Here is a 22,076-nt window from a genome sequence, read left to right as displayed (position 1 = left end):
ACTTGTTAGCTCTATAATTATTTGCTGATAATAATTGTTCTGTAGGTTACAGCATATCCACCCCAGTAGCCCAGTGCTCCGGGAACATTCCCCAATATCTTTATGGGAGATGCGAAAGGATTGCCATTACTGTTATAAGCAAAATCGATGGTACGCCAGAAATCATAGGTGGCTTTATCAATATTACTAAACTTCAGCGTAACCGTGTCTCCTCTGTTAAAATAGCCGACAGACTCCAGGTCAATTGGTTTGTTTCTGTCTACGCCGGCGTCTACAGGAATTTCAAATGTTGTGCCGTTCACTATCTGGTCATCTACAACGGAGTTCAGACCGGGTAAAAACAGCTCACTATTTCGCCTGGTCAGGTAGCGGGCGTAGTTGCCTGGTTCCGGCGAATCCGTTATCCGCACCCATAAGCGGGCTTTATTGGTATCGCTTTTCACCTTCACCCGTTGCGCCCACATAGAATCCAGTTTGAGTGCCACCAACGGAATGGTTGTCATACTTTCATATGACTTATTGTCAGCATTGATATTCAGTTTATACTTTAGTCCTGCTTTTCCCCTGAAGGCGTTGGCCATTTGTGAGGTGTCTGGCAGATAAACATACAGTTTTGCGCCGTTGATATTGATCACCTGTTCTTTGAGTGCCATTGTTCTGTTGCCGTCGGATACGGAGACGGTGGCACCGTGTACAAATGAGTTGAGTAATACAGCAGGATCTATTTTCGAAAAATAATCAAGGCTGTGGCTGAGTACCACAAAGGGAAACGCGTCGTTTTCAAACTGTCCTTCCACAACGAGTTGCGGCTCCTGCTGTTGCAGGTTGACGCTGATATCTTTTTCGCAGGCGGAAAAGAAGATCACAATAATCAGTATGAAAGGAAAGCTTCGCATGGCCCTGCAAAAATACGGGGTGTTTATTAAATAAGAACACCGGCAATGTATTACAAAGCCGGTGTTTTAAAGAGGATATATAGATTTCCGTATTATTTGATAGCAGGATTCCGGGACCTAAAGACCAGTATCGCGGATCAAAACCGGAAATTAATTACCCGAGATAGGATTTCAATGCGCCACTATAGCGGGCTTTCTGAAGCCTTTTGATAGCGCGTTCCTTGATTTGCCTGATTCTTTCTTTGGTCAGATCGTATTTCTGCCCAATTTGTTCGATTGTTGCTCCATTTTCACCATCCAGACCAAAATAAGCATTCACTATTTCTGCTTCGCGAGGGCTGAGTGATTTCAACACCCGGCGTATTTCTTCACGAAGTGAATCTCTCATAACATCATCGTCGGTAATATCTCCACCTTCGAGCAAATCCCCCATAGCAACGTCTTCTGCTTCGTGCACGGGTGCATCCAGAGACATGTGGCGGGTATTGCTTTGGAAAATATTGTTTATTTCCGATTCAGACATCTCCAGGATTTCTGCGAGTTCCTCGGTAGAAGGTTCACGCTCGTTTTCCTGTTCAAATGCCATGTAAGCTTTGTTAGCTTTATTATAAGTGCCAATTTTGTTTTGCGGAAGACGAACAAGACGACCCTGTTCAGCTAACGCCTGCAAAATGGACTGGCGAATCCACCATACAGCATAAGAAATAAATTTGAAACCTTTAGTTTCATCGAAACGTTGTGCCGCCTTGATCAAGCCAAGATTACCCTCGTTAATAAGGTCACTGAGGCTGAGCCCCTGGTGCTGATACTGCTTCGCAACTGAAACAACGAAACGTAAGTTTCCTGTAGTCAATCTTTCAAGAGCCTTCTGATCGCCCATTTTAATGCGTTGCGCCAAAACGGTCTCTTCCTCAGGTGTTAACAAAGGGATCTTCGAGATTTCCTGCAGGTACTTTTCTACCGCCTGCGAATCACGATTGGTGATCTGGGTGGCAATTTTAAGTTGCCTCATATGAAAAATTGTATTGGTTTATAAATTAAATAACAGCGAAAGAATTATTTTGTTTGCAATTTGAAAATTAATTAACTTACAAAGTTTCCCGCGCTTTTATTCTTTTGTTTAAAATAGCCTGCAAAGATCGTGCTAACCAATCATTCTACCAAATCCTTCTTCATTTGTCAGGTTCTAACAAAGTACAGTATTATAACGAAATTTTATAGTGCCTTAGTCCCTGTTAGGACATGCTTTATGCAAATTTTAACAATTGATAAATAATCATTATTAAATTAGCATCTTAACTAATTTATCATCAAAGCCATTGCAAATTTTTCAATAATATGATTGACTTTCGTAGCGACACTTTTACTCGTCCCGGTCCTGGAATGCTACAGGCCATGTTGCAGGCGGAAACCGGAGACGATGTATTCGGTGAAGATCCCAGCATCAATAAATTGGAAGCCATGATGGCAGCATACTTTGGCAAAGAGGCAGCCCTTTACTGCCCTTCCGGCACAATGAGTAACCAGGTTGCCATTAAAGTACATACGATACCAGGGGATGAAGTGGTTTGCAGTAATCTTGCACATGTATATATTTATGAAGGTGGCGGCATTGCTTTTAATTCCGGCGCACAGGTACACGCCATCCATGGCGACAGGGGCATGATCAACGCTGCACAGGTAACCGCAGCCATCAACCCCGATGATGTACACAAAGCACGCACCAGCCTCGTATGCCTTGAAAATACTTCCAACCGCGGTGGCGGATGCTGTTACAACTGGGACGAAATACTCCTGATCCAGGCAGTATGCCGTGAACACGGACTGGCACTACATCTCGACGGCGCCCGCCTGTTCAACGCACTGGTAGCCACCGGACAAGATCCCAAAACATACGGACAGGTATTTGACAGTATTTCTGTGTGTCTTAATAAAGGAATGGGCTGTCCCATGGGTTCCGTACTGATGGGCAGTAAATCATTTATAAAATCCGCCAGGGGTATCCGCAAAAAGTTCGGCGGCGGATTAAGGCAAGCCGGCTACATGGCTGCCACCGGTATCTATGCCATGGAAAATAATATCCAGCGCCTCGAAGAAGATCACCTGCACGCCAAACAAATAGCACAGGCACTGCTGGAAAAAAGCTTCACCGGCCATATGCTGCCGGTAGAAACAAACATCCTCATCTTTGAAGTAACCGGCAACTGGACACCCAAACTGCTCACTGACTATCTCAAAAAAGAAGACATCCTCGTTACCGCCATCTCCCCAACACAAGTCCGGATGGTAACCCATCTCGATATCACACCGGAAATGGTAGAAAAAACATGTGAGGTCATTGCGGCAATGGGATAAATATTTTGGGATTTTTTGATTTACTTATTTAAATAAGTAAATCAAAAAATCCCAAAATATTATCTAGTCCGCCAGGTTATAATACTTCCTTACGGCTTCGTAATCGTTATAATCTACAGGAGGTGCAGCCTGACGGGCAGCAGGGGTTCCTGCTATGATCACATATTTATATTGATAGTCAGGAATAACTGCATCAGACACATTAACAAAAGTAGCCGCAGCATCTGTTTTCACAAACATATAATAGATCCGCAGCTTCCCTGCTTCATAATTATATTTGAAACTGGTAAGATACCCTGTTGTAAACTGTCCGATATCAAATGGCAGCGATGCCCAAACGGTGCTCGTTGTACCCAGACTTACCGGCGTTTTTAAATATACCAGCACCGTACCGTTGTTAAAGATATCCGCGGTTATTCCCGGAATATTCCTGGTGGCAGCCCTTGCGTTAATTCCTAGTGCACCACCTCCCCCGGTAGAAATCGTCCAGTAATCAGCTACATAATCCGTATTCACCAGTGTAAAAGTACCTGATACTACATTCGCATTACCCGGAGGGCCTTGTGGACCGGCCGGACCTTGCGGACCACGCAGATTCAGCGCAACACCCCATCCGGATGCCGTTTTGGGGCCATAAAAATCATAATTGGTTTTATTCAGGTAATAATCACCCACTTTGCCGGTACCGGCTGCCGGAACGGTAGCACCACTCAGGATAGTAGCACCCGCTGCACCGGTTGCACCCGTGGCGCCATTGGTACCGTTAGTGCCATTAGTACCATTAGTCCCATTAGCGCCTTTCAAAGACACCGGTGTTCCCCAGCCAGCTGTTACTTTAGGCCCGTAAAGATCACTGTTCGTTTTATTCAGATAGAAATCGCCCACTTTGCCGAGATTTGCAGCCGGTGCGCCAGCCCCGCTTAATATCACACTGCCATTAGCGCCGGCGGGTCCAACAGGCCCCTGTACACCGGCAGCCCCTTGGGCTCCCTGTGCACCAGCAGGTCCCGGATCACCTTTTTTGGCACAACCGGAAATTATAAATAGAAATGGAAGAAACACAATGATGGCTTGTTTCAATGGATGCATACGCACTTTGGGATAGACTCTTCTCATGGTATTTGGTAGTTAATGAATAATTTTCAAATGCTATTTGAGGCAAAATATAGTAAGTACTACCGGAAGGGCTTTCCATGGAATGATATCTGGCAGCAAATAATTATTATCTGGTATTTTTTGCCGGATAACTGTTTATCCAGCTTTACAGCAACTATTCTTGTCCTTTAAATTTCCATCTATGCCTAATCTCCGTTATTTTTGCAGACTTATATTATTATGAATAGCATGGAACTTTCGAAAAACTACCTACCTGCAACGGTTGAAGAAAAATGGTACAAGCATTGGATGGACAATGGTTATTTCCGTTCTGAACCGGATGGCCGCCCACCTTTTACAGTGGTTATTCCCCCGCCAAATGTTACCGGTGTATTACATCTGGGCCATACGCTCAATGAAACTGTTCAGGACATATTGGTGCGCCGCGCCCGCATGAGCGGATTCAACGCCTGCTGGGTACCGGGCTCCGATCACGCCTCCATTGCTACTGAAGCGAAAGTGGTAGATATGCTGAAAAGGGAAAAAGGTATTGAGAAATCATCCCTCTCCCGTGAAGAGTTCCTGAAATATGCTTTTGAATGGAAAGATAAATATGGTGGCATTATCTATCACCAGATCAAAAAACTCGGCTGCTCCTGCGATTGGGACCGGGTTACCTTCACCATGGATGACCACTATTACCAGGCTGTCATCAAAGTATTTATCGATCTGTATAATAAAGGACTGATTTATCGCGGCGCCCGCATGATCAACTGGGACCCCAAGGCTAAAACAGCCCTGAGCGATGAGGAAGTGGAATACAAAGACCTGCAGGGTAAACTGTATCATGTAAAGTATGCGGTTACTGACAGTGAAGGCAAAGCTACCGGTGAGTTCATCACCATTGCCACCCAACGCCCCGAAACGATCATGGGCGATACTGCCATCTGCGTAAATCCTGAAGATGAAAGATATGCGCACCTGAAAGGACACTATGCCATCGTACCACTGGTAAACCGCCGCGTACCGGTCATATTTGATACCTATGTAGATAAGGAGTTTGGTACCGGCGCCCTGAAAGTAACACCGGCGCATGATATCAATGACTACAACCTGGGGCTGAAACATAACCTGGAAATAGTAGACACGCTCAACGATGATGGTACGCTCAGTGCCGCCGCCATTATATTTGTGGGTGAAGACCGCTTTACCGCACGTAAGAAAGTAATAGCTGCCCTGGCAGCTGCAGATCTGCTGGTAAAAGAGCAGGAATATACTACCCGCCTGGGTTACAGTCAACGTAACCCCGACACTGTGGTAGAACCGCGCATCTCTACCCAATGGTTCGTGAAGATGGCCGACATGGCGAAACCCGCACTGGACGCAGTGATGGAAGGTGATGTAAAAATACATCCCGGCGACCGCTTCCTGGCCACCTACAAATACTGGATGGAGAATGTAAAGGACTGGTGTATCTCCCGTCAACTTTGGTGGGGACAACAAATACCTGCATGGTATACCCCTGACGGCTCCTTTGAAGTAGCTGCCACCGCTGCTGAAGCGGTACAGCAGTTTGCAAAAAGGAACATTATCATTACTACGGCCGAACTAATACAGGATGAAGATTGCCTGGACACCTGGTTTTCTTCCTGGCTGTGGCCCATGGAAGTGTTCAACGGCATCTCCAGTCCCGGCAATAAAGACATCAATTACTACTACCCTACCTCTGTACTCGTAACAGGACAGGATATCATTTTCTTCTGGGTGGCCCGCATGATCATGGCCGGCCTGGAATTTAAAGAAGTGAAACCTTTCAGCGACGTGTATTTCACCGGTATGGTGCGTGATAAACAAGGCCGCAAGATGAGCAAGCAGCTGGGCAATTCCCCCGATCTGCTGGAACTGATCCACAGCTTTGGCGCTGACGCCGTACGCTTTGGTATCATGATCTCCTCTCCTGCCGGCAACGATCTGTTATATGATGATGCCAGCTGTGAGCAGGGCCGTAACTTCTGTAATAAAATATGGAATGCCCTGAAACTGCTGAAGATGTGGGAACAGCGCCAGTCGGCAGATACAGCCGATGTTGCTGCAACAGATTTTGCAGTAAGATGGTTTGAAAGCAGGCTGCAGGAAGTACAGACAGAAGTAGCAGCATTACACAAAGACTTCCGCCTGAGTGAAGGGCTGAAAGCTATCTACAGCCTTATATGGGATGATTTCTGCAGCTGGTACCTGGAGTGGGTGAAACCTGGTTTTGAACAACCCATACCAGCAGCTGTATACCATAAAACAATCGGGTTCTTTGAACAACTGATGCAGCTGTTGCATCCGTATATGCCTTTTATTACAGAAGAAATATACCAGCAACTGAAAGTACGTACAGCTGATGATATCCTGATGATCAAGCAATTCAGCAGCCCGGCAGCACCGGTACATGCTACCCTGCTGGAAGGTACGCTGGCAAAGGAAGTGATCAGCAGCATCCGTGATGCACGCAACAAAAATCAGATCAAACCAAAAGATCCGATTGTACTGCATATAGAAACCAAACACGATAATGCTTTCAAACAAATTGAAGGCATGATTGCCAAACAGGTGAATGCAACAGCTGTAAACTATGTACAGGAGCCGGTTCCAGGCTGTATCACCCTGGTGATACAGAAAGATAAATTTTACCTGGGTACCGAAACCGTACTGGATACAGCGGCACAAAAAGAAAGCCTGTTAAAGGATCTTGCCTATCAGCAAGGCTTCCTGAAGTCGGTAGAAAATAAATTGGCCAACGAGCGTTTTGTACAAAATGCCAAACCGGAAGTAGTAGAAGCAGAACGACAGAAGAGGGCAGATGCAGAAGCAAAGATCCTCGTGATATCGGAAAGTTTAAAATCATTATAATTTTTTCAACCGCCCGGTCGTTACTATACCGGGCGGTTTTTTTCCCGGTAACTATCATGCAGAAACACCTGTTAATTTATCTTTTCTTTTTTGGGACAGCCATTTCGCCGGTATTGGCACAATCCGGCAAAAAGAGCACGCCACCGGTAAAAGCCCAGGCAACCGATAAAAGACCCATGAAGCTGCGCAGCAGCTGGGGCCTCTTTCTCAGCGATACCCTTCCTAAAAGCGAGGTGATCAAACTGCTGGATTCTACATTGGCAGTACGCGACGAAAAAAATATCACTTACCCGGTGATATCTTTTGCTTTCACCTATGAACAGCATCAGCCTTACCTGAATGACACCACCGGCCAACCAGGTGTCTATAAAGATTTTACCGGAGATAATTTTAAATCGCCCGGCCTCTCCCCCTTATGGAGTAACCGTTTGAAAGAAACCATACAAACAGGCGATATACTTTACTTTGATGAAATTATCATCCGGTATACCGGAGATAAGCTCTACAAAGCGCCCCCGCTCAAAATAGCAGTCAAATAATTTTAGTAGTTGAATAATTGCTGGATCGGAATGATAAAGTCTACCCGGTTTTGCGCATTATCTACCGGATCTCTGTCAAATAGATGGCTGAAACGCATGCCAAAGGTGAATGGCAACGTATTTCCTATCCTGGTATCGAAGAACAATTCCGTACCGGCGGAAGCATAGCGGTTATCCCTGTTTACCGTAAAGTCATGCGCTACACTATAATCATAAAACAGGTTGGCCCTGATACGACTGAAGTATAACAATTGTGCGAAGCCCCAGTCAGGATACGCCAGTGGTAAATGGTAGTTGGCAGCCAGCTTGTAAATACGGTTATAAAAAGGTGTATTATACCCTCTCGCATATACGAAATTGTCGGTGAAGCTGTAATTAAACAGCTTATCCTTTTCCTGGTAAGCCGCCTGTAATACCAGGCTATGGTTTGGCCACAGCCCCGGCAGGTACTGATCCAGTCTTCCGTAAAACTGTTCTGCATAAGGGTTCCCAAGGGAATGATTATACTGCAAGGCCAGGTACTGACCAAAATGCGTAAAGATGTGTTGCTTTGCTTTGATTCGCTGGTTGCTGAAAATGATCCTGTTGCTGAGGTATTGCAGGTCGTTGTTAACAAATTTAAAGTTCCCGTTCGGATACCGGTGCAGCAGATTATAATTAGTTCCAAATGTAAGCCCACGGCTATATAGCCCGGAAGACAAGTTCAATGGAATACTATAGCCGATATGCCATGCCAGCTCGTTCCAGTAAATACGTGCAGAGTCTTTGATCAGCGCATTCCTGTTTATCGTATAGTCCACACCGGTAGTGAGGTATGGAAACCAGCCACCGAATGTAAAAGACGCATTCAGGTCAGAACTTCCCTCATTGTTGTTGTACGTATAGCCGATACTGGTAGACGTTGTATTCAGAATATTTTCTCCGATAAGCGAGATGCCATAATCCGGGTCATTAAAGGAAGGCACCCAACTGTGGAAGTTAAACGGCCGGGTAAACTGTGCGTACTTCTTTACAGGCAGCGAATCCTGTGATACTTTGCCCAGGATGTTGCCGCCATCAGCTTCCTGTGGCTGCAACCATGCGCTGTGAGCCGGTTTATCAACAGTTACCTGCTGCCAGCCGATAGGATGCAGTGCTGCATGATACAGCTTATATCCTTTAATGGTAAACTCGCTGAAAACGAGGCTGTCACGCTGCGGGTCCACTGCCATGTGCAGGGCACTGTTGCCGCGGTCTGTTACCTCATAGGTTTTTCCGTCAGCTAACGTGATCGCATATACGTTATTAACATCTTTATAACCGGATGTAAAATAAACAGTGTCTCCACTCACAGCCGGTGTACCCAGCACGGTAAAGCTGAAAGGTGTGAGGGTGGCCGTTTCACCGGTTGTCAGGGATTGTTTGATCATTGCCATCTCACCCTGTTGGTTGCGGACGGCGCTGATAATAAACTGATCGTCCGCAGTAAAGCGCGGATAGGTATAATACCAGTTCTCCGGGTTGGGTAATACTTTTTCTATCTTCCCGGTTGCGGTGTTGATCAGTTGCAGACTATACTGCAAATCCGGTGTGGTAGCCGCTACGATCACCTGTTGCCCGTTGCTGCTGATATCAGGAGAAAAGAATTTTCCCCGTGGCGACACTGTTTTCGTAGTGCCGGTAGCGTTATCAAAAACGCGGATGACGGAAAAATCTTTCCAGCTCCAGCGCACATCAAAGCGTGCTGCCGCCCATACTACGCGGCCATTTTTATAGCTGAAGAAGTCGTCGTAAACAATGCCGGGTCTGACCAGCAATTCTTCCCGGCCGTTTGCATGCAACCGGAAAATACCGGGTACTTTATTATAGGCATCTTTCAACACAATCCATTCATTTTCACCGGCGGCGTATACATATTTATAGTTGGTCACGGGTCTGGCAACAGCCGTCAAAGGCACTGCCGGCGTGGTATCCGACCGGGATGCGTATTTATTCCACAACGGCTGGTATTCCTGCAACATGGCCTGATAAAAGGCGGTTACATTTTTACCCGTTCTTTTTTTCAGGCTTTGGGAGAAAGGATAAAAAATGCCGCGGTAACGGACTGCATCGCTGGTTACATCTTTCCAGAAATCATTGCCAAAATGTGTGCGGCCATAAGTAGTCATCAGGTAGCCCAGCGGATAATGATCCGGGATAAAATCAATGTAGGAACCGTTCCGGATTTTCATATAGCCGTACTGTTTACCTGCCAGTGATAGTCCGCGGAAGCCATCAAAAAATGCCGGGAGCCTGCCCCTGCCCTGCGGACTGAAGATCGTTTCGTTTATAACGGCATCTCCTTCCCAGAACCAGTTAGGTACTGCAATGTTGGTGACGGCTGCCTGTCCCAGCTCTCCACCGAGATAGGAAAACACTTTTGACACGCCCTGCCGGAAGTTCATGTTCTGCAATACATGGCGGTATTCATGCAGCGATAATTGCTCTATCCAGTTAAGCGAGCCAAGATCGTAGGAAGAAGGAGAAGGAGTAAGATAAAATTCCGACCGGAAAGGGCCTAACTGTACGTAGCCATTGGATTGCATGGTTTGATTCTGCAATACAATGTTTACTTTTTTTTCAAGATTACCAATAGAAGCGCGGGTATAACGATTCAGGTATCCTACAATATTAGCCACCCGCTCACCCTGTAAGGTCATCCCTTTGGGGAAGATCACCCGAACGGTATCTGTGTTTATCTGTTGCCATTTCAGCGAAGGCGGGTTTCCACCAAATTGCTGTGCTGACAAGAAAAAAGGTGACAACAGGAGGAACCCGAGAAGAAAACGCATAAAAAGGATTACGGATTACAAATTGCGAATCGAAGTGTATAGCAACGAAAATATAGTTCTTTCTTTATATAATCATATTTAAAATCTCCCTCACAACACCGTCATCCGTCATGTCTACATCAGCATTCACTCAGGCTGATAGGGATATTCACTGCCAGTCCGCCATCGGAGGTTTCCTTGTATTTTGAATTCATATCCAGAGCTGTTTCCCACATCGTTTTCACCACAGCATCCAATGAAACTTTTGCCAGTTCCGGATTGCTTTGCAATGCCAGCTGCGAGGCCGTGATAGCCTTGATGGCACCCATTGTATTCCTTTCTATGCAGGGGATCTGTACCAGTCCGCCTATAGGATCGCAGGTAAGACCCAGGTGATGTTCCATGGCTATTTCTGCTGCCATGAGTACCTGGCGTTGTGAGCCACCCAGGCATTCTGTCAAGGCGGCAGCAGCCATCGCGGAAGACACTCCTATTTCAGCCTGACAGCCGCCCATGGCGGCAGAGATAGTGGAACGTTTTTTGAAAATGCTGCCTATTTCTGAAGCCGTCAGGAGGAATTGCAGGATCTTGTCTTCCTCAAATCCATCGCAGAAAGCAATGAAGTATTGTAATACGGCGGGTATTACGCCGGCAGCACCGTTAGTTGGTGCAGTCACTACACGTCCGAAGGAGGCGTTTTCTTCATTAACGGCCAGCGCAAAACAGCTGACCCAGTCCAGCGTATAGGAGAAGTGTTGACCACCTTCACGGATGGCATTGATCCAGGAAGTATAGTCAGTATAGGCACGGCCTTTCAGTAATTTTTTATTGAGTGCAGCAGCGCGGCGCGCTACTTTTAATCCGCCGGGAAGCTCGCCGGTGGTATGGCATCCACGAAAAGTGCATTCCTGCATAACGCGCCAGATATCCAGCACCCCGCTGCGGGTTTCCGCTTCCGTGCGCCAGGCCTGTTCATTTTCCATAACCAGTTCAGAAATACTGTAGCCGGTTTTAATACACCATTGCAGGAGTTGCCTGGCTGTATCAATAGGAAATGGCAGGTCTACATCTGATGCGCCGCCGTTTATCTCACCTTCCTGCACCACAAAGCCGCCACCAATAGAATAGTAGGTAGATGCGCGTGTATCGCCATCGGCAAAGGTGACCAGGAAAACGAGTGCATTGGGATGGAAAGGCAAAGATTCTTCAAAGAGAAAGTCAATATCTTCTACCGGATCAAAATCGATCTCATATTTCCCTCCCAGCAACATTTTACGTGTGCGGCGGAGGGTATCTATTTTAGGGGTAATCTGATTTACATCAAAGGTAACGGGGTCGTCGCCGCAAAGCCCCAGCTGTACGGCAATATCAGTACCGTGACCATGGCCTGTTTTGGCAAGTGAACCGTATAAAAGCACCTGCACTTTCGTAACGGTTTCCAGTTTTCCGGCAGTTTCCAATCCCTGTAAAAAACGCAGGGCTGCCCGCCAGGGGCCTAAAGTGTGAGAACTCGAAGGGCCAACGCCAATCTTAAAGATATCGAATACGGAAATACATTCGTGTGCCACTACCTGATTGATTTGCCTGTAAAATTAGGCCATTAATCATTTAGTCATTTAATTATTTAGAGATTTGATTATTTAGTCTCAGAACAAGATCTCTCCTGAAACTAAATAATCAAATCTCTAAATAATTAAATGACTAAATAAAGCTATTTATTGATAAAGTCTATCAGCTTAATATCAAATACAAGCGGCGTATTAGGGGCTATAGCTCCTTGTCCGTACTGCTGGTAGGCGAAATAAGATGGCAGGTAAAGCTGGATATGACCGCCTTTACCAATCAGGGGAATCCCGATCTGCCAGCCGGTTACTAATCTGTTCAGATCAAAATTAGCTGATTTGCTGGAGTCAAATCCGCTCCCGTCCAGCCGGGTTCCCAGGTAAGCGATGGTAATATTGCTGGTACGTGTAGGTTTCAGGTTAACATCTCCACTATCTATGATCCTGTAAAAAATACTGTTTGCTTCGTGGGTAGCGGTGATATTGTTAGCAGTAAGGTAGGTGCTAATTTTTGCGCTATCTAAAAGAAACTGGGCATATTCATCAAAAGCGGGTGCAGAATCCTTCTTTGAACAGGCGGCAAGAAAAATCAGAAATAATCCTCCCAACAAAAATACTCTCTTCATACGGTTACTGTTACGGTTACTATTTTGTTTGATAATATAATGATGATGAAAATAAACAATCCTATTTAATATCTACCAGTTCCACTTCTGAAATCAGGATGGCATCGGGAGGCACCACGTTAGGGACGCCGATAGATCCGAATGCCAGGGCAGGCGGAATATACAACCTTATTTTACCTCCTTTGGAAATTTTTTGCAGCCCAATCTGCCAGCCGGGTATATGGTTTTTTAGTTGGCGGTTATTGAAGTTGGTCACATCGAAAGAGGTGGCCACTATGGCACCAGTGGTAAGCTGATAGGAATACTTTACATATACAACAGAAGTAGGTTTAGGGAAGTGAATGCTGTCTCCCGGGGTCAGGATCCTGTAGTAAACACCCGATGGATCACGTTCTGCCACTTCATTATGTGCGAAGAGATAGGCCTGGATACTTGTTTCTGACTTCACGCTTTCCATGGCATCGGCTCCAAGGGGCATATCATTGCTTTTGGAACAGGCGAAGCAGCATATAAGCAGGCAGGCAGCAGTTATTTTAAAAATCATGTTCATCTGCAATATTTTATGGTCGGTCACGGCTGTACCGTTTATTTAACGGAGGGTGGCCTGTAAAGTTACAGTTGTACAGATATTTCTGTATAAAAAAACTCCTGACAGGCATAAGCCTGCAGGAGTTTTCTATGATAATAATATAGATGACTAGTAATCCATACCCATACCGTGACCACCACCACCTGGCATAGCAGGAGCAGATTTAGGTTCTGGTCTGTCAGCGATCACACATTCGGTAGTCAGCAGCATACCAGCGATGGATGCAGCGTTTTCGAGTGCAATACGGCTTACTTTAGTTGGATCGATAACACCGGCAGCGAGTAATTTTTCGTATACTTCTGTGCGAGCGTTAAAACCGTAATCGGCTTTACCTTCTTTCACTTTCTGTACTACGATAGAACCTTCGATACCTGCGTTAGCAGTGATCTGGCGCAGTGGCTCTTCCAGGGCGCGTCTAACGATCACGATACCAGTTTGTTCGTCTTCGTTATCACCTTTCAGTTTTTCCAGGGATTCGATAGCGCGGATGTAAGCAACACCACCACCAGGAACGATACCTTCTTCAACGGCAGCGCGGGTAGCGTGTAAAGCATCGTCTACGCGATCTTTCTTCTCTTTCATTTCAACCTCAGTGGCAGCACCTACGTACAGTACAGCTACACCACCGCTTAATTTAGCCAGGCGTTCCTGTAATTTTTCGCGATCGTAATCGGAAGTAGTTACTTCGATCTGCGCTTTGATTTGTCCGATACGGGACTTGATATCTTTTTTCTCACCTTTACCATCAACAACGGTGGTATTATCTTTATCGATTGTGATGGATTCTGCTCTACCGAGGTAAGTCAGGTCAGCATTTTCCAGTTTGTAACCTTGTTCTTCGCTGATAACGATACCACCTGTGAGGGTAGCGATATCCTGCAGCATATCTTTTCTTCTGTCGCCAAAGCCAGGAGCTTTAACAGCAGCTACTTTCAGGGTACCACGGAGTTTGTTTACCACCAGGGTAGCCAGTGCTTCACCTTCCAGATCTTCGGAGATGATTACCAGCGGAGCGCCTTGCTGGGCAACTTTTTCCAGGATGTGCAGGATGTCCTTCATGGTGCTGATCTTTTTATCGTAGATCAGGATGTAAGGATTCTGCAGTTCAGCCTGCATTTTTTCGCTGTTGGTGATGAAGTAAGGAGACAGGTAACCACGGTCAAACTGCATACCTTCTACTACTTCTACAGTAGTATCAGTACCTTTAGCTTCTTCTACAGTGATAACACCATCTTTGGTAACTTTCTTCATCGCTTCAGCGATCAGTTTACCGATTTCAGCGTCATTGTTAGCAGAGATAGAAGCAACCTGTTCGATCTTCTTGTTATCGTTACCAACTTTTTCAGACTGTTTTTTCAGGTTTTCAACAATTACTCTAACGGCTTTGTCGATACCACGTTTCAGATCCATCGGGTTTGCACCGGCGGCCACGTTTTTCAGTCCTTCGCCAATGATCACCTGTGCCAGAACAGTAGCAGTGGTAGTACCATCACCTGCCAGGTCAGCAGTTTTGGAAGCTACTTCTTTCACCATCTGAGCGCCCATGTTTTCGATAGCGTCTTCCAGTTCGATTTCTTTTGCAACGGTAACGCCATCTTTAGTGATACTAGGAGCGCCGAATTTCTTTTCAATAACAACGTTACGACCTTTAGGTCCTAAGGTTACTTTAACAGCATCTGCCAGGGTGTCAACACCCTTTTTCATTTTGTTACGGGCATCTATGCTGAAGAATATTTGTTTTGCCATGATAGTTTGAAAAATTTAAATGTTCGTCAATTGAGTATTATCCCAACCGGATATTTTTGATTAAAATAAATGTGTTATCCTGTATTGCGTTGTGCTTAAACGATCGCCAGGATATCAGATTCCCGCATGATCAGGAAATCTTCTCCATCGATAGGCAGTTCCTGACCGGAGTATTTACCGTACAGTACGGTATCGCCTACTTTAACCGTGATGGGCTCATCTTTTTTACCAGGACCGGCGGCCACTACGGTGCCCTTAACAGGTTTTTCTTTTGCAGTATCCGGAATAATGATACCGCCAGCTGTTTTCTCTTCTGCTGCTGCAGGTTTCACGATTACCCTGTCAGCTAAAGGTTTAATACTTAATTTCTTAGCCATAGTAGTTTTTATTTAAGACGTAGTTGATTTTATGTTTGCTCCTTCCCGTCCACGAGAATTATGCCAATGGCCTTTTCTAGCCAAATTTGCAGATTGCAAATGCAATGTATGCTTTTGTAACTGACAAATTATGACAAGCAACAGGAAAAAATGACAGGAAATCATTTTTTGATTTAGATATTTAGATATTTTACTATTTGTTTTTGGCGGCAATCAGTTGTTACCGAAGTCATGATAAATACAAAAGTGGGTAGGGCATCGCGTCAAAATATCAAAATAACCAAATCATCAAATCTCAAAATTTTTGTCTAGTTTTGCGCCCTTATACCAGTTCTTTTTTATACGATGATCAGTAGAAGAAATATCCGGGTGAAAGTGATGCAAACACTTTATGCCCTGGAAACGATGGAGCAAAGCAATATTAAGCCAGGCACGGCCACCAGACTTTTAAATGAAAAGCTGGACCAAACCTGCCAGATCTTTACTTACTTACTTTATTCAGTAGTACAGGTGGCGCAATATGCAGAAATTGACGCCCAGGCCCGCGCATCCAAACACTTACCTTCCGCTGCGGACCTACAGGTGAATACGAAAATTGCAGGCAATGAGTTCATCTACCAGATTAAAAGCGATAAAGGCTTCCAGGTAAATCTTGAACAGTGGAAAATGCGCCCGCTGGCAGACAACGACCTGGTAAGAAAGCTTTACAACATGCTGACAGCTACAGAAGTCTATAAGACATATATAGCCGATGAAAGCCGCTCTAAATCCGGAGAAAAAGAATTACTGGAATTTATCTATAAAGAAATACTGGCAAAAAATGAGCTGTTCCTCCAGCATATGGAAGATGCTTTCCTTCACTGGAACGATGATGAAGAAATGATGGCGATCCTGGTCGGTAATTATTTCAACAAACCTCATCTCTTCAATTTCCTGCAACTGATCAGCAAAGAAAAGCTGGATTACGCCAGGGAACTGCTGCTGACAGTTATTGATAAAAAGGAATATTGCCTGGAACTCATCACGCCCAAACTGCAGAACTGGGATCCGGAACGTATTGCGGCGGTAGATATGTTACTGATGGAAATGGGGGTTTGCGAATTTCTCTACTTCCCTACCATCCCTACCAAAGTAACCATCAATGAATATATAGACCTGGCAAAAGCTTACAGCACGCCACAAAGCGGTCAATTCATCAATGGTATCCTGGATAACATCCTGAAAGACCTGGAGAAAGAAGCATTGATACAGAAACAGGAACGTCCAAAAAAATAAAGAAAAAAATTATTTTTACGACAAAATAGCTTGTCACGCATGAAAACTCTGTTATGTCTCCTTACCTGTGGTACCCTTTTCTTCGCAGCCTGCAATAACCAGGCAGCCACGGAAAAGGTTTCTTCAGCCAGTCAGCCGGCTCCCGGCGCCAATAGTGATCCCGGTCAAAAACCCGTGATGACTTTTGAAGAAAAGGTGCATAACTTTGGTGAAATTGCGCAAGGCGAAAAAGTGGAGTATTCTTTTAAATTCACCAACACCGGTACAAAAGAACTGCTCATTGAAGATGCCGTTTCCAGCTGTGGATGCACCGTACCGGAATGGCCCAAAGCACCGCTCAAACCCGGAGAATCCGGCTATATGAAGGTGATCTTTGACAGTCATGGTAAATCGGGCTATACCGAAAAAGAAATCTCCATCAAAACAAATGATGGCGGTGGCTATATCATAGGCCCGAAAATACAATGCAATATCATTACTAAATAAGATTCAATTATTAAACAAACGCTTAAATCAAGTATAGATGAACATGCTGAACATTTTATTGATGGGACCTTCTGGTGGTCAAGGGAGTAACCCAACCGTCTCCATCCTGTTTTTTGGTGGTATGATCGTGGTAATGTGGCTCTTTATGATCCGCCCACAGACTAAAAAAGCTAAATTACAGAAGCAATTTATCGATAACCTGAAAGAAGGTGATAAAATTGTTACCATCGCTGGTATTCACGGTAAAGTGAAAAAAATGAATGATAACAATACTGTTCTGATGGAAGTTAGCCCAGGCACAAACTTCACCATCGAACGTTCTTCTATCAGCATGGAATACACTACTGCACAACAGAAAGCAGCTGAAACCAAATAAATGATTTTAAAGTTTATAAAAAAGATCCCGGGCCTTGCAGTCCGGGATTTTTTTATATATTTTGAACCGGTTACCTTCATCCAGATCGTAATTTTATTTAAATCAGGTCATGATGTTAAAGATTGGAATCACAGGCGGTATCGGCTCCGGAAAAACCACAGTCAGCAAAGTATTTGAATTATTGGGGATCCCCGTATATTATGCAGATGACAGGGCCAAGGATATCCTGGTAAGAGATGCTGCACTGGCGGCTGAAGTAAAAAAACATTTCGGCGCGGAGGTATATGACAGCCAGGGTACTTTAAACCGTAAGTACCTGGGAAATATCGTTTTCAACGACAAGGATAAACTGGCTTTGCTTAACTCCCTGGTACATCCGGCTACGATCCGTGATTCCGATGCCTGGGCCAGTCAGCAAACCACCCCCTATGTACTCAAAGAAGCCGCCCTCCTCTTTGAAACCGAATCTTTCCATCATCTCGACAAAGTAATCGGTGTATATGCACCGCAACCCCTGCGGGTACACCGGGTAATGAAACGTGACAACATATCACGTAATGACGTACTGGCACGCATTTATAAGCAAATAGACGAAAAAATAAAAATGCGTTTATGCGACTACGTTATTCAGAATGATGAGCAGGAAATGGTGATCCCGCAAGTCCTCGCACTCCACGAAAAGCTACTGCAACTTGCAGCCGGCACCTGAATATCTACTCCCCCGCCGGGTTACCTCCCGGATAGCAGCCAGCCTTTTCCGCACCGTTTTGCCTAACTTTGGTGAAACTTAAGGATTATGGATACTGGCGTCATTGCTCCTGTACAACTTACCGCCAACGCCGTTGCTGAACTAACAAAGCTCTTACAGGGCACTACGGAAGCGCCCTACCTGCGGGTAGGCGTTAAAGGAGGCGGTTGCGCAGGCGTAGCCTACATGCTGGGCTTTGATGCACGCATGGAAGACGATGACCTGTTCGAGGTTTCCGGCATACCGGTCATTATGAAAAAAGCACATGGCATATACCTCATGGGAATGGAAATAGACTACCAGGAAACACCCGATGCGCGCGGGTTTGTATTCAACAACCGGGGATGATTGAACTGATTATCAAAAAAATATTATAGAAATAAAAAACCTCCCGGATAATCCGGGAGGTTTTTTTTATCAAACATTATTTCAGTTATCTCACTTATTTGGTAGCCGGAGTTGTTTTCTGCGGTGTAACTGCTACTGCATCGCTTTCATTAGACAGCTGGTTCTTTTTGTCAAAGTCAACCAGTACCGGTGCTGCCACAAAGATAGAGGAGTAAGTACCTGTAACCACACCTATCAGCATTGCGAAGGCGAAACCACGGGTTACTTCACCACCAAAGATAAACAGTACCAGGATGGTCAGGAATACGGTGAGCGACGTCATAATAGTACGGCTCAAAGTATCATTGATCGCTTTATTGATAACAGTATCCCTGTCTCTGCCATGCGCACCTGTGCGGAAGTTTTCACGGATCCTGTCAAATACGATTACCGTATCGTTCATGGAGAACCCGATCACCGTCAGGATAGCCGCAATGAAATGCTGGTCAATTTCCAGTGTAAACGGTACAAAAGATTTGCACCAGGAGAACACAGCCAACACCACCATTACGTCATGCAACAGGGAGAAGATAGTACCGATAGAATACTGCCATTTGTTGAAACGCAACAGGATGTACAGGAAGATCACCACGAGCGACAGGATAGTTGCTTTCACAGCACCTGCGCGTAAGTCATCGGAAATAGTCGGTGATACCGTTTGTGATCCAATGATGTAGCGGGAAACAAATACTTCCGGTGTTACGGATGCATCATAATATTTCTTCAGACCATTGTACAGTTTATCCGTTACTTCTTTATCCACTTCCAGGTTCTGCTCTTCGATCTTATAAGAAGTCGTGATGTTAAGCTGGTTGGTAGTACCGATCGTTTTCACGAAGGGTTCTGCATCAAATTCTTTCTTCAGTGTTGCTCTTACATCGTCGGTATTCATCGGATGCTCAAAGCGTACCGTGAAACTACGGCCTCCGGAGAAGTCGATACCATGATCAAAACCATGAATGAAAGAAGAAGCACCGGCCACCATTACAAAGAAGGAAATGATGTACGCATATTTACGTCTGCCTACGAAGTCAAAAGAAGCGTGTTTGAATATTCTACGGGAGATAGGTGTAAAATATTCAAAGTGTCTTTTTCTTTTGGTCATCCAGTCAGTTACCATACGTGAAACCAGGATACCACAGAACAGGGACAGGAACAAACCTATGATCTGTGTGGTAGCAAAGCCCAGTACAGGACCTAAACCGAAGTAGAACAGGATGAATGCCGTCAGCAAGGAGGTAACGTGACCATCCAGTACAGGTGCATAAGAGCGTCTGTAACCTTGCGAAATGGCATCCGGGTATGATTTACCGTGTGTAAGTTCGTCTTTGATCCTCTCGAAGATGATTACGTTTGTATCTACCGCCATACCGATGGTCAATACCAGACCGGCAATACCGGCCATTGTTAACGTAGCGCCCATCGAAGCCAGGATACCGAAGGTAAACAGCAGGTTCAGGATCAGTGCGATATTCGCCACCCAGCCGGCAGAGTTGTAGTAAACCAGCATGAGTACGAAGATGATCACGAAAGAGATCATGAATGATTTGGCACCGGCAGCGATAGATTCAGCACCGAGGGTAGGTCCAACGATCTGCTCCTGTACGATTTGTGCAGGTGCAGGCATTTTACCTGATTTCAGGATGTTTGCGAGATCGGTTGCTTCTTCAATGGTAAAGCTACCACTGATAGAAGAACGGCCACCGGCAATTTCGCCCTGAATAGAAGGTGCAGAATAAACGATGTTATCCAGTACTACTGCCACAAAGTTTAAGGTAGATGGATCTTTTGGATTGGTCGGAGCCAGTTCACCGGTGAGTTTTTTCCACTCATGGGCACCCACGTTATCCATGGTCATGCTGATTTCCGGCTGGTTGTTCTGATCCATATCCTGACGTGCATCCACGATCCTGTCGCCCGCTACACGGGGTGAAGGATTAGCAGGATTCACTTTCAGCACATATACAGCTAAAGGACCGTATTTATCTTCTTTATTTTCCGGACCGAATGCAAATACCGCATCTTTAGGCAGAATGCTTTGTACAGCGGGTAAGTGCAGGTAACGGTTGAAAGTAGCGGTATCTTTTGGTAAGATCCTGCCGATGGAAGAGCTGGGGTACAGGGTACCTGATTGCGGATCCATGTTAGGGAATAATACCATGAACAGCGGGTTTTGACGTTGCTGTTCTTTGATCTGGAATTCCTGCGAACTGGCGCCGGTATCGGTTTTTACACCTTTGCCGCTGTCTTTCGCCAGGTAATCACTCAGGCTGCCTGTTTTGCTGGTATCCGCAGGAGCGGCAGTAGCAGCTACAGCAGGTTTAGCTGTATCAACAGGAGTGGGTGCATTACCAAGAGAGTTCCTGATTGCCTCGTTCATCGGGTTCAGTACATTCTGGAAAAACTCGGGGCTATTTTTGTAAACTTCCCTGAATTCCAGGTTGGCAGTAGCCTGTAAGTATTTACGTACACGTTCTGCATTGTCAACGCCGGCGAGTTCAACAGAAATAAGTCCTTTGTTTTCATCCAGGCTGATGTTGGGTTGTGCCACACCAAACTTATCGATACGTTTTTGCAGTACGATGTAAGTGTTTTTGATGGCAGCACGGGATTCTTTACGAATCATGTCCAGCACCTGCTGATTGGAGGAATTGAAAGTGATGTCTTTCTGATACGCATTTGCGAAGATGGTTGCCAGTTTACCCTGGGGGGCCACTTCCGCATATGTTTGCCCGAACAAAGTAACAAAATCAGCCTGGTTTACTTTTTTGCGTTCGTTTGCCAGTTCCAGTGCTTTGTTGAAAGCAGGGTCTTTAGATTGACCGGATAAAGCCTTGATAACATCGTTAACGCTTACTTCCAGTACTACGTTCATGCCACCTACGAGGTCAAGTCCAAGATTCAACTCTTTTTCTTTAGCCTTGTTGTAGGTTACATACCATGGAAACCCTGCAATCTGTTTGTTGCTGGTACTATCCACGATCCCTTGTCTTCTTTGTTTAACGAATTCTGTCAACGTGTCAGCGTAAAAAGCCTGGAGTTCTTTGTTACCAGGATATTTTTGCTCTGCGGTAGGGAATTGTTTGGCCACATCGGTCTTGGCCTGCTGCTCTATCTTCTTCTCATAGTTCCGCACCAAAAACGTGAAGGACAATTGGTACAAAGAGATAAGGATCAGTGCGATGGCAAAAAATCTTACCAGTCCTTTTAGTTGCATGTTGTTTGTTTCGTGTTTGTAATAAAAAAATTTTAAGAGTTGCAAAGATAGAATTTAAATTGATATATTAAAGTCCTTGTTAAAAGAGGTGCAAAATCAATGTATGGTTGACTTA

Annotated in this window: 18 protein-coding genes; 8 read left to right on the top strand and 10 right to left on the bottom strand. The window is 45.2% G+C overall.

Features of this window, described 5'->3' with window-relative positions; genetic code table 11:
* Positions 1 to 17: 17 nt before the first annotated feature.
* Together ABQ275_RS05200 and ABQ275_RS05195 are read right to left on the bottom strand one after the other, a co-directional pair.
* Positions 18 to 896, bottom strand: a complete 879-nt coding sequence (locus ABQ275_RS05200; protein ID WP_349317213.1) for a DUF4249 domain-containing protein — start codon at positions 894 to 896, stop codon at positions 18 to 20.
* 154 nt (positions 897 to 1,050) lie between these two features.
* Positions 1,051 to 1,908 (bottom strand): RNA polymerase sigma factor RpoD/SigA, encoded by an 858-nt coding sequence (locus ABQ275_RS05195; RefSeq protein ID WP_012793808.1) that lies wholly within the window; start codon positions 1,906 to 1,908, stop codon positions 1,051 to 1,053.
* A 326-nt stretch (positions 1,909 to 2,234) separates the two neighbouring features.
* Here ABQ275_RS05195 and ABQ275_RS05190 point away from each other — a divergent pair, with 326 nt between their 5' ends.
* A complete protein-coding gene (locus ABQ275_RS05190) occupies positions 2,235 to 3,251 on the top strand; it encodes a GntG family PLP-dependent aldolase (RefSeq protein WP_349317212.1) in 1,017 nt (338 codons plus the stop codon).
* A 63-nt stretch (positions 3,252 to 3,314) separates the two neighbouring features.
* Here ABQ275_RS05190 and ABQ275_RS05185 read toward each other — a convergent pair whose 3' ends face one another.
* Complete coding sequence (locus tag ABQ275_RS05185) at positions 3,315 to 4,367, bottom strand: hypothetical protein (protein WP_349317211.1); 1,053 nt, start codon at positions 4,365 to 4,367, stop codon at positions 3,315 to 3,317.
* A 228-nt stretch (positions 4,368 to 4,595) separates the two neighbouring features.
* On the opposite strand from ABQ275_RS05185, the gene ABQ275_RS05180 reads away from it, so the two are divergent.
* Both ABQ275_RS05180 and ABQ275_RS05175 read left to right on the top strand, forming a co-directional pair.
* Positions 4,596 to 7,244, top strand: coding sequence for a valine--tRNA ligase (locus tag ABQ275_RS05180; protein WP_349317210.1), 2,649 nt, complete (start codon positions 4,596 to 4,598; stop codon positions 7,242 to 7,244).
* Positions 7,245 to 7,300: 56 nt separating this feature from the next.
* A complete protein-coding gene (locus tag ABQ275_RS05175) occupies positions 7,301 to 7,783 on the top strand; it encodes a hypothetical protein (RefSeq protein ID WP_349317209.1) in 483 nt (160 codons plus the stop codon).
* A 2-nt stretch (positions 7,784 to 7,785) separates the two neighbouring features.
* On the opposite strand, the gene ABQ275_RS05170 is transcribed toward ABQ275_RS05175, so the two are convergent.
* The 6 genes from ABQ275_RS05170 to ABQ275_RS05145 all read right to left on the bottom strand — a co-directional run bounded on the left by ABQ275_RS05170 (position 7,786) and on the right by ABQ275_RS05145 (position 15,472).
* Positions 7,786 to 10,593 (bottom strand): hypothetical protein, encoded by a 2,808-nt coding sequence (locus ABQ275_RS05170; protein WP_349317208.1) that lies wholly within the window; start codon positions 10,591 to 10,593, stop codon positions 7,786 to 7,788.
* A 119-nt stretch (positions 10,594 to 10,712) separates the two neighbouring features.
* The gene (locus ABQ275_RS05165) at positions 10,713 to 12,140 is read right to left on the bottom strand and encodes an L-serine ammonia-lyase (RefSeq protein WP_349317207.1); all 1,428 of its coding nucleotides are present in this window, start codon (positions 12,138 to 12,140) and stop codon (positions 10,713 to 10,715) included.
* A gap of 143 nt (positions 12,141 to 12,283) precedes the next feature.
* Complete coding sequence (locus ABQ275_RS05160) at positions 12,284 to 12,760, bottom strand: FKBP-type peptidyl-prolyl cis-trans isomerase (RefSeq protein WP_349317206.1); 477 nt, start codon at positions 12,758 to 12,760, stop codon at positions 12,284 to 12,286.
* Positions 12,761 to 12,821: 61 nt separating this feature from the next.
* A complete protein-coding gene (locus ABQ275_RS05155; protein ID WP_349317205.1) occupies positions 12,822 to 13,310 on the bottom strand; it encodes an FKBP-type peptidyl-prolyl cis-trans isomerase in 489 nt (162 codons plus the stop codon).
* 147 nt (positions 13,311 to 13,457) lie between these two features.
* Positions 13,458 to 15,095 carry a chaperonin GroEL gene (gene groL / locus ABQ275_RS05150; RefSeq protein ID WP_349317204.1) on the bottom strand — a complete coding sequence of 546 codons (1,638 nt, stop codon included), beginning with the start codon at positions 15,093 to 15,095 and terminating at the stop codon, positions 13,458 to 13,460.
* Positions 15,096 to 15,190: 95 nt separating this feature from the next.
* Entirely contained in the window at positions 15,191 to 15,472 is a 282-nt protein-coding gene (locus ABQ275_RS05145) for a co-chaperone GroES (RefSeq protein WP_349317203.1), read from the bottom strand.
* Positions 15,473 to 15,817: 345 nt separating this feature from the next.
* On the opposite strand from ABQ275_RS05145, the gene nusB reads away from it, so the two are divergent.
* From nusB to ABQ275_RS05120, 5 genes are all read left to right on the top strand, one after another.
* Positions 15,818 to 16,747, top strand: a complete 930-nt coding sequence (nusB, locus tag ABQ275_RS05140) for a transcription antitermination factor NusB (protein ID WP_349317202.1) — start codon at positions 15,818 to 15,820, stop codon at positions 16,745 to 16,747.
* A gap of 39 nt (positions 16,748 to 16,786) precedes the next feature.
* Complete coding sequence (locus tag ABQ275_RS05135; protein ID WP_349317201.1) at positions 16,787 to 17,233, top strand: DUF1573 domain-containing protein; 447 nt, start codon at positions 16,787 to 16,789, stop codon at positions 17,231 to 17,233.
* Positions 17,234 to 17,270: 37 nt separating this feature from the next.
* A complete protein-coding gene (gene yajC, locus ABQ275_RS05130; RefSeq protein WP_349317200.1) occupies positions 17,271 to 17,609 on the top strand; it encodes a preprotein translocase subunit YajC in 339 nt (112 codons plus the stop codon).
* A gap of 109 nt (positions 17,610 to 17,718) precedes the next feature.
* Positions 17,719 to 18,318, top strand: a complete 600-nt coding sequence (gene coaE, locus ABQ275_RS05125) for a dephospho-CoA kinase (protein WP_349317199.1) — start codon at positions 17,719 to 17,721, stop codon at positions 18,316 to 18,318.
* A gap of 87 nt (positions 18,319 to 18,405) precedes the next feature.
* Positions 18,406 to 18,705, top strand: a complete 300-nt coding sequence (locus ABQ275_RS05120; RefSeq protein ID WP_349317198.1) for an iron-sulfur cluster assembly accessory protein — start codon at positions 18,406 to 18,408, stop codon at positions 18,703 to 18,705.
* A gap of 94 nt (positions 18,706 to 18,799) precedes the next feature.
* On the opposite strand, the gene secDF is transcribed toward ABQ275_RS05120, so the two are convergent.
* Positions 18,800 to 21,961 (bottom strand): protein translocase subunit SecDF, encoded by a 3,162-nt coding sequence (gene secDF / locus ABQ275_RS05115; RefSeq protein ID WP_349317197.1) that lies wholly within the window; start codon positions 21,959 to 21,961, stop codon positions 18,800 to 18,802.
* Between the last annotated feature and the right edge of the window lie 115 nt (positions 21,962 to 22,076).

The sequence above is a fragment of the Chitinophaga sp. MM2321 genome, from assembly GCF_964033635.1.
Classification (GTDB): domain Bacteria; phylum Bacteroidota; class Bacteroidia; order Chitinophagales; family Chitinophagaceae; genus Chitinophaga.
The sequence above is the reverse complement of the archived record's forward strand: the minus strand, read 5'-3'. Positions and strand labels throughout refer to the sequence as shown.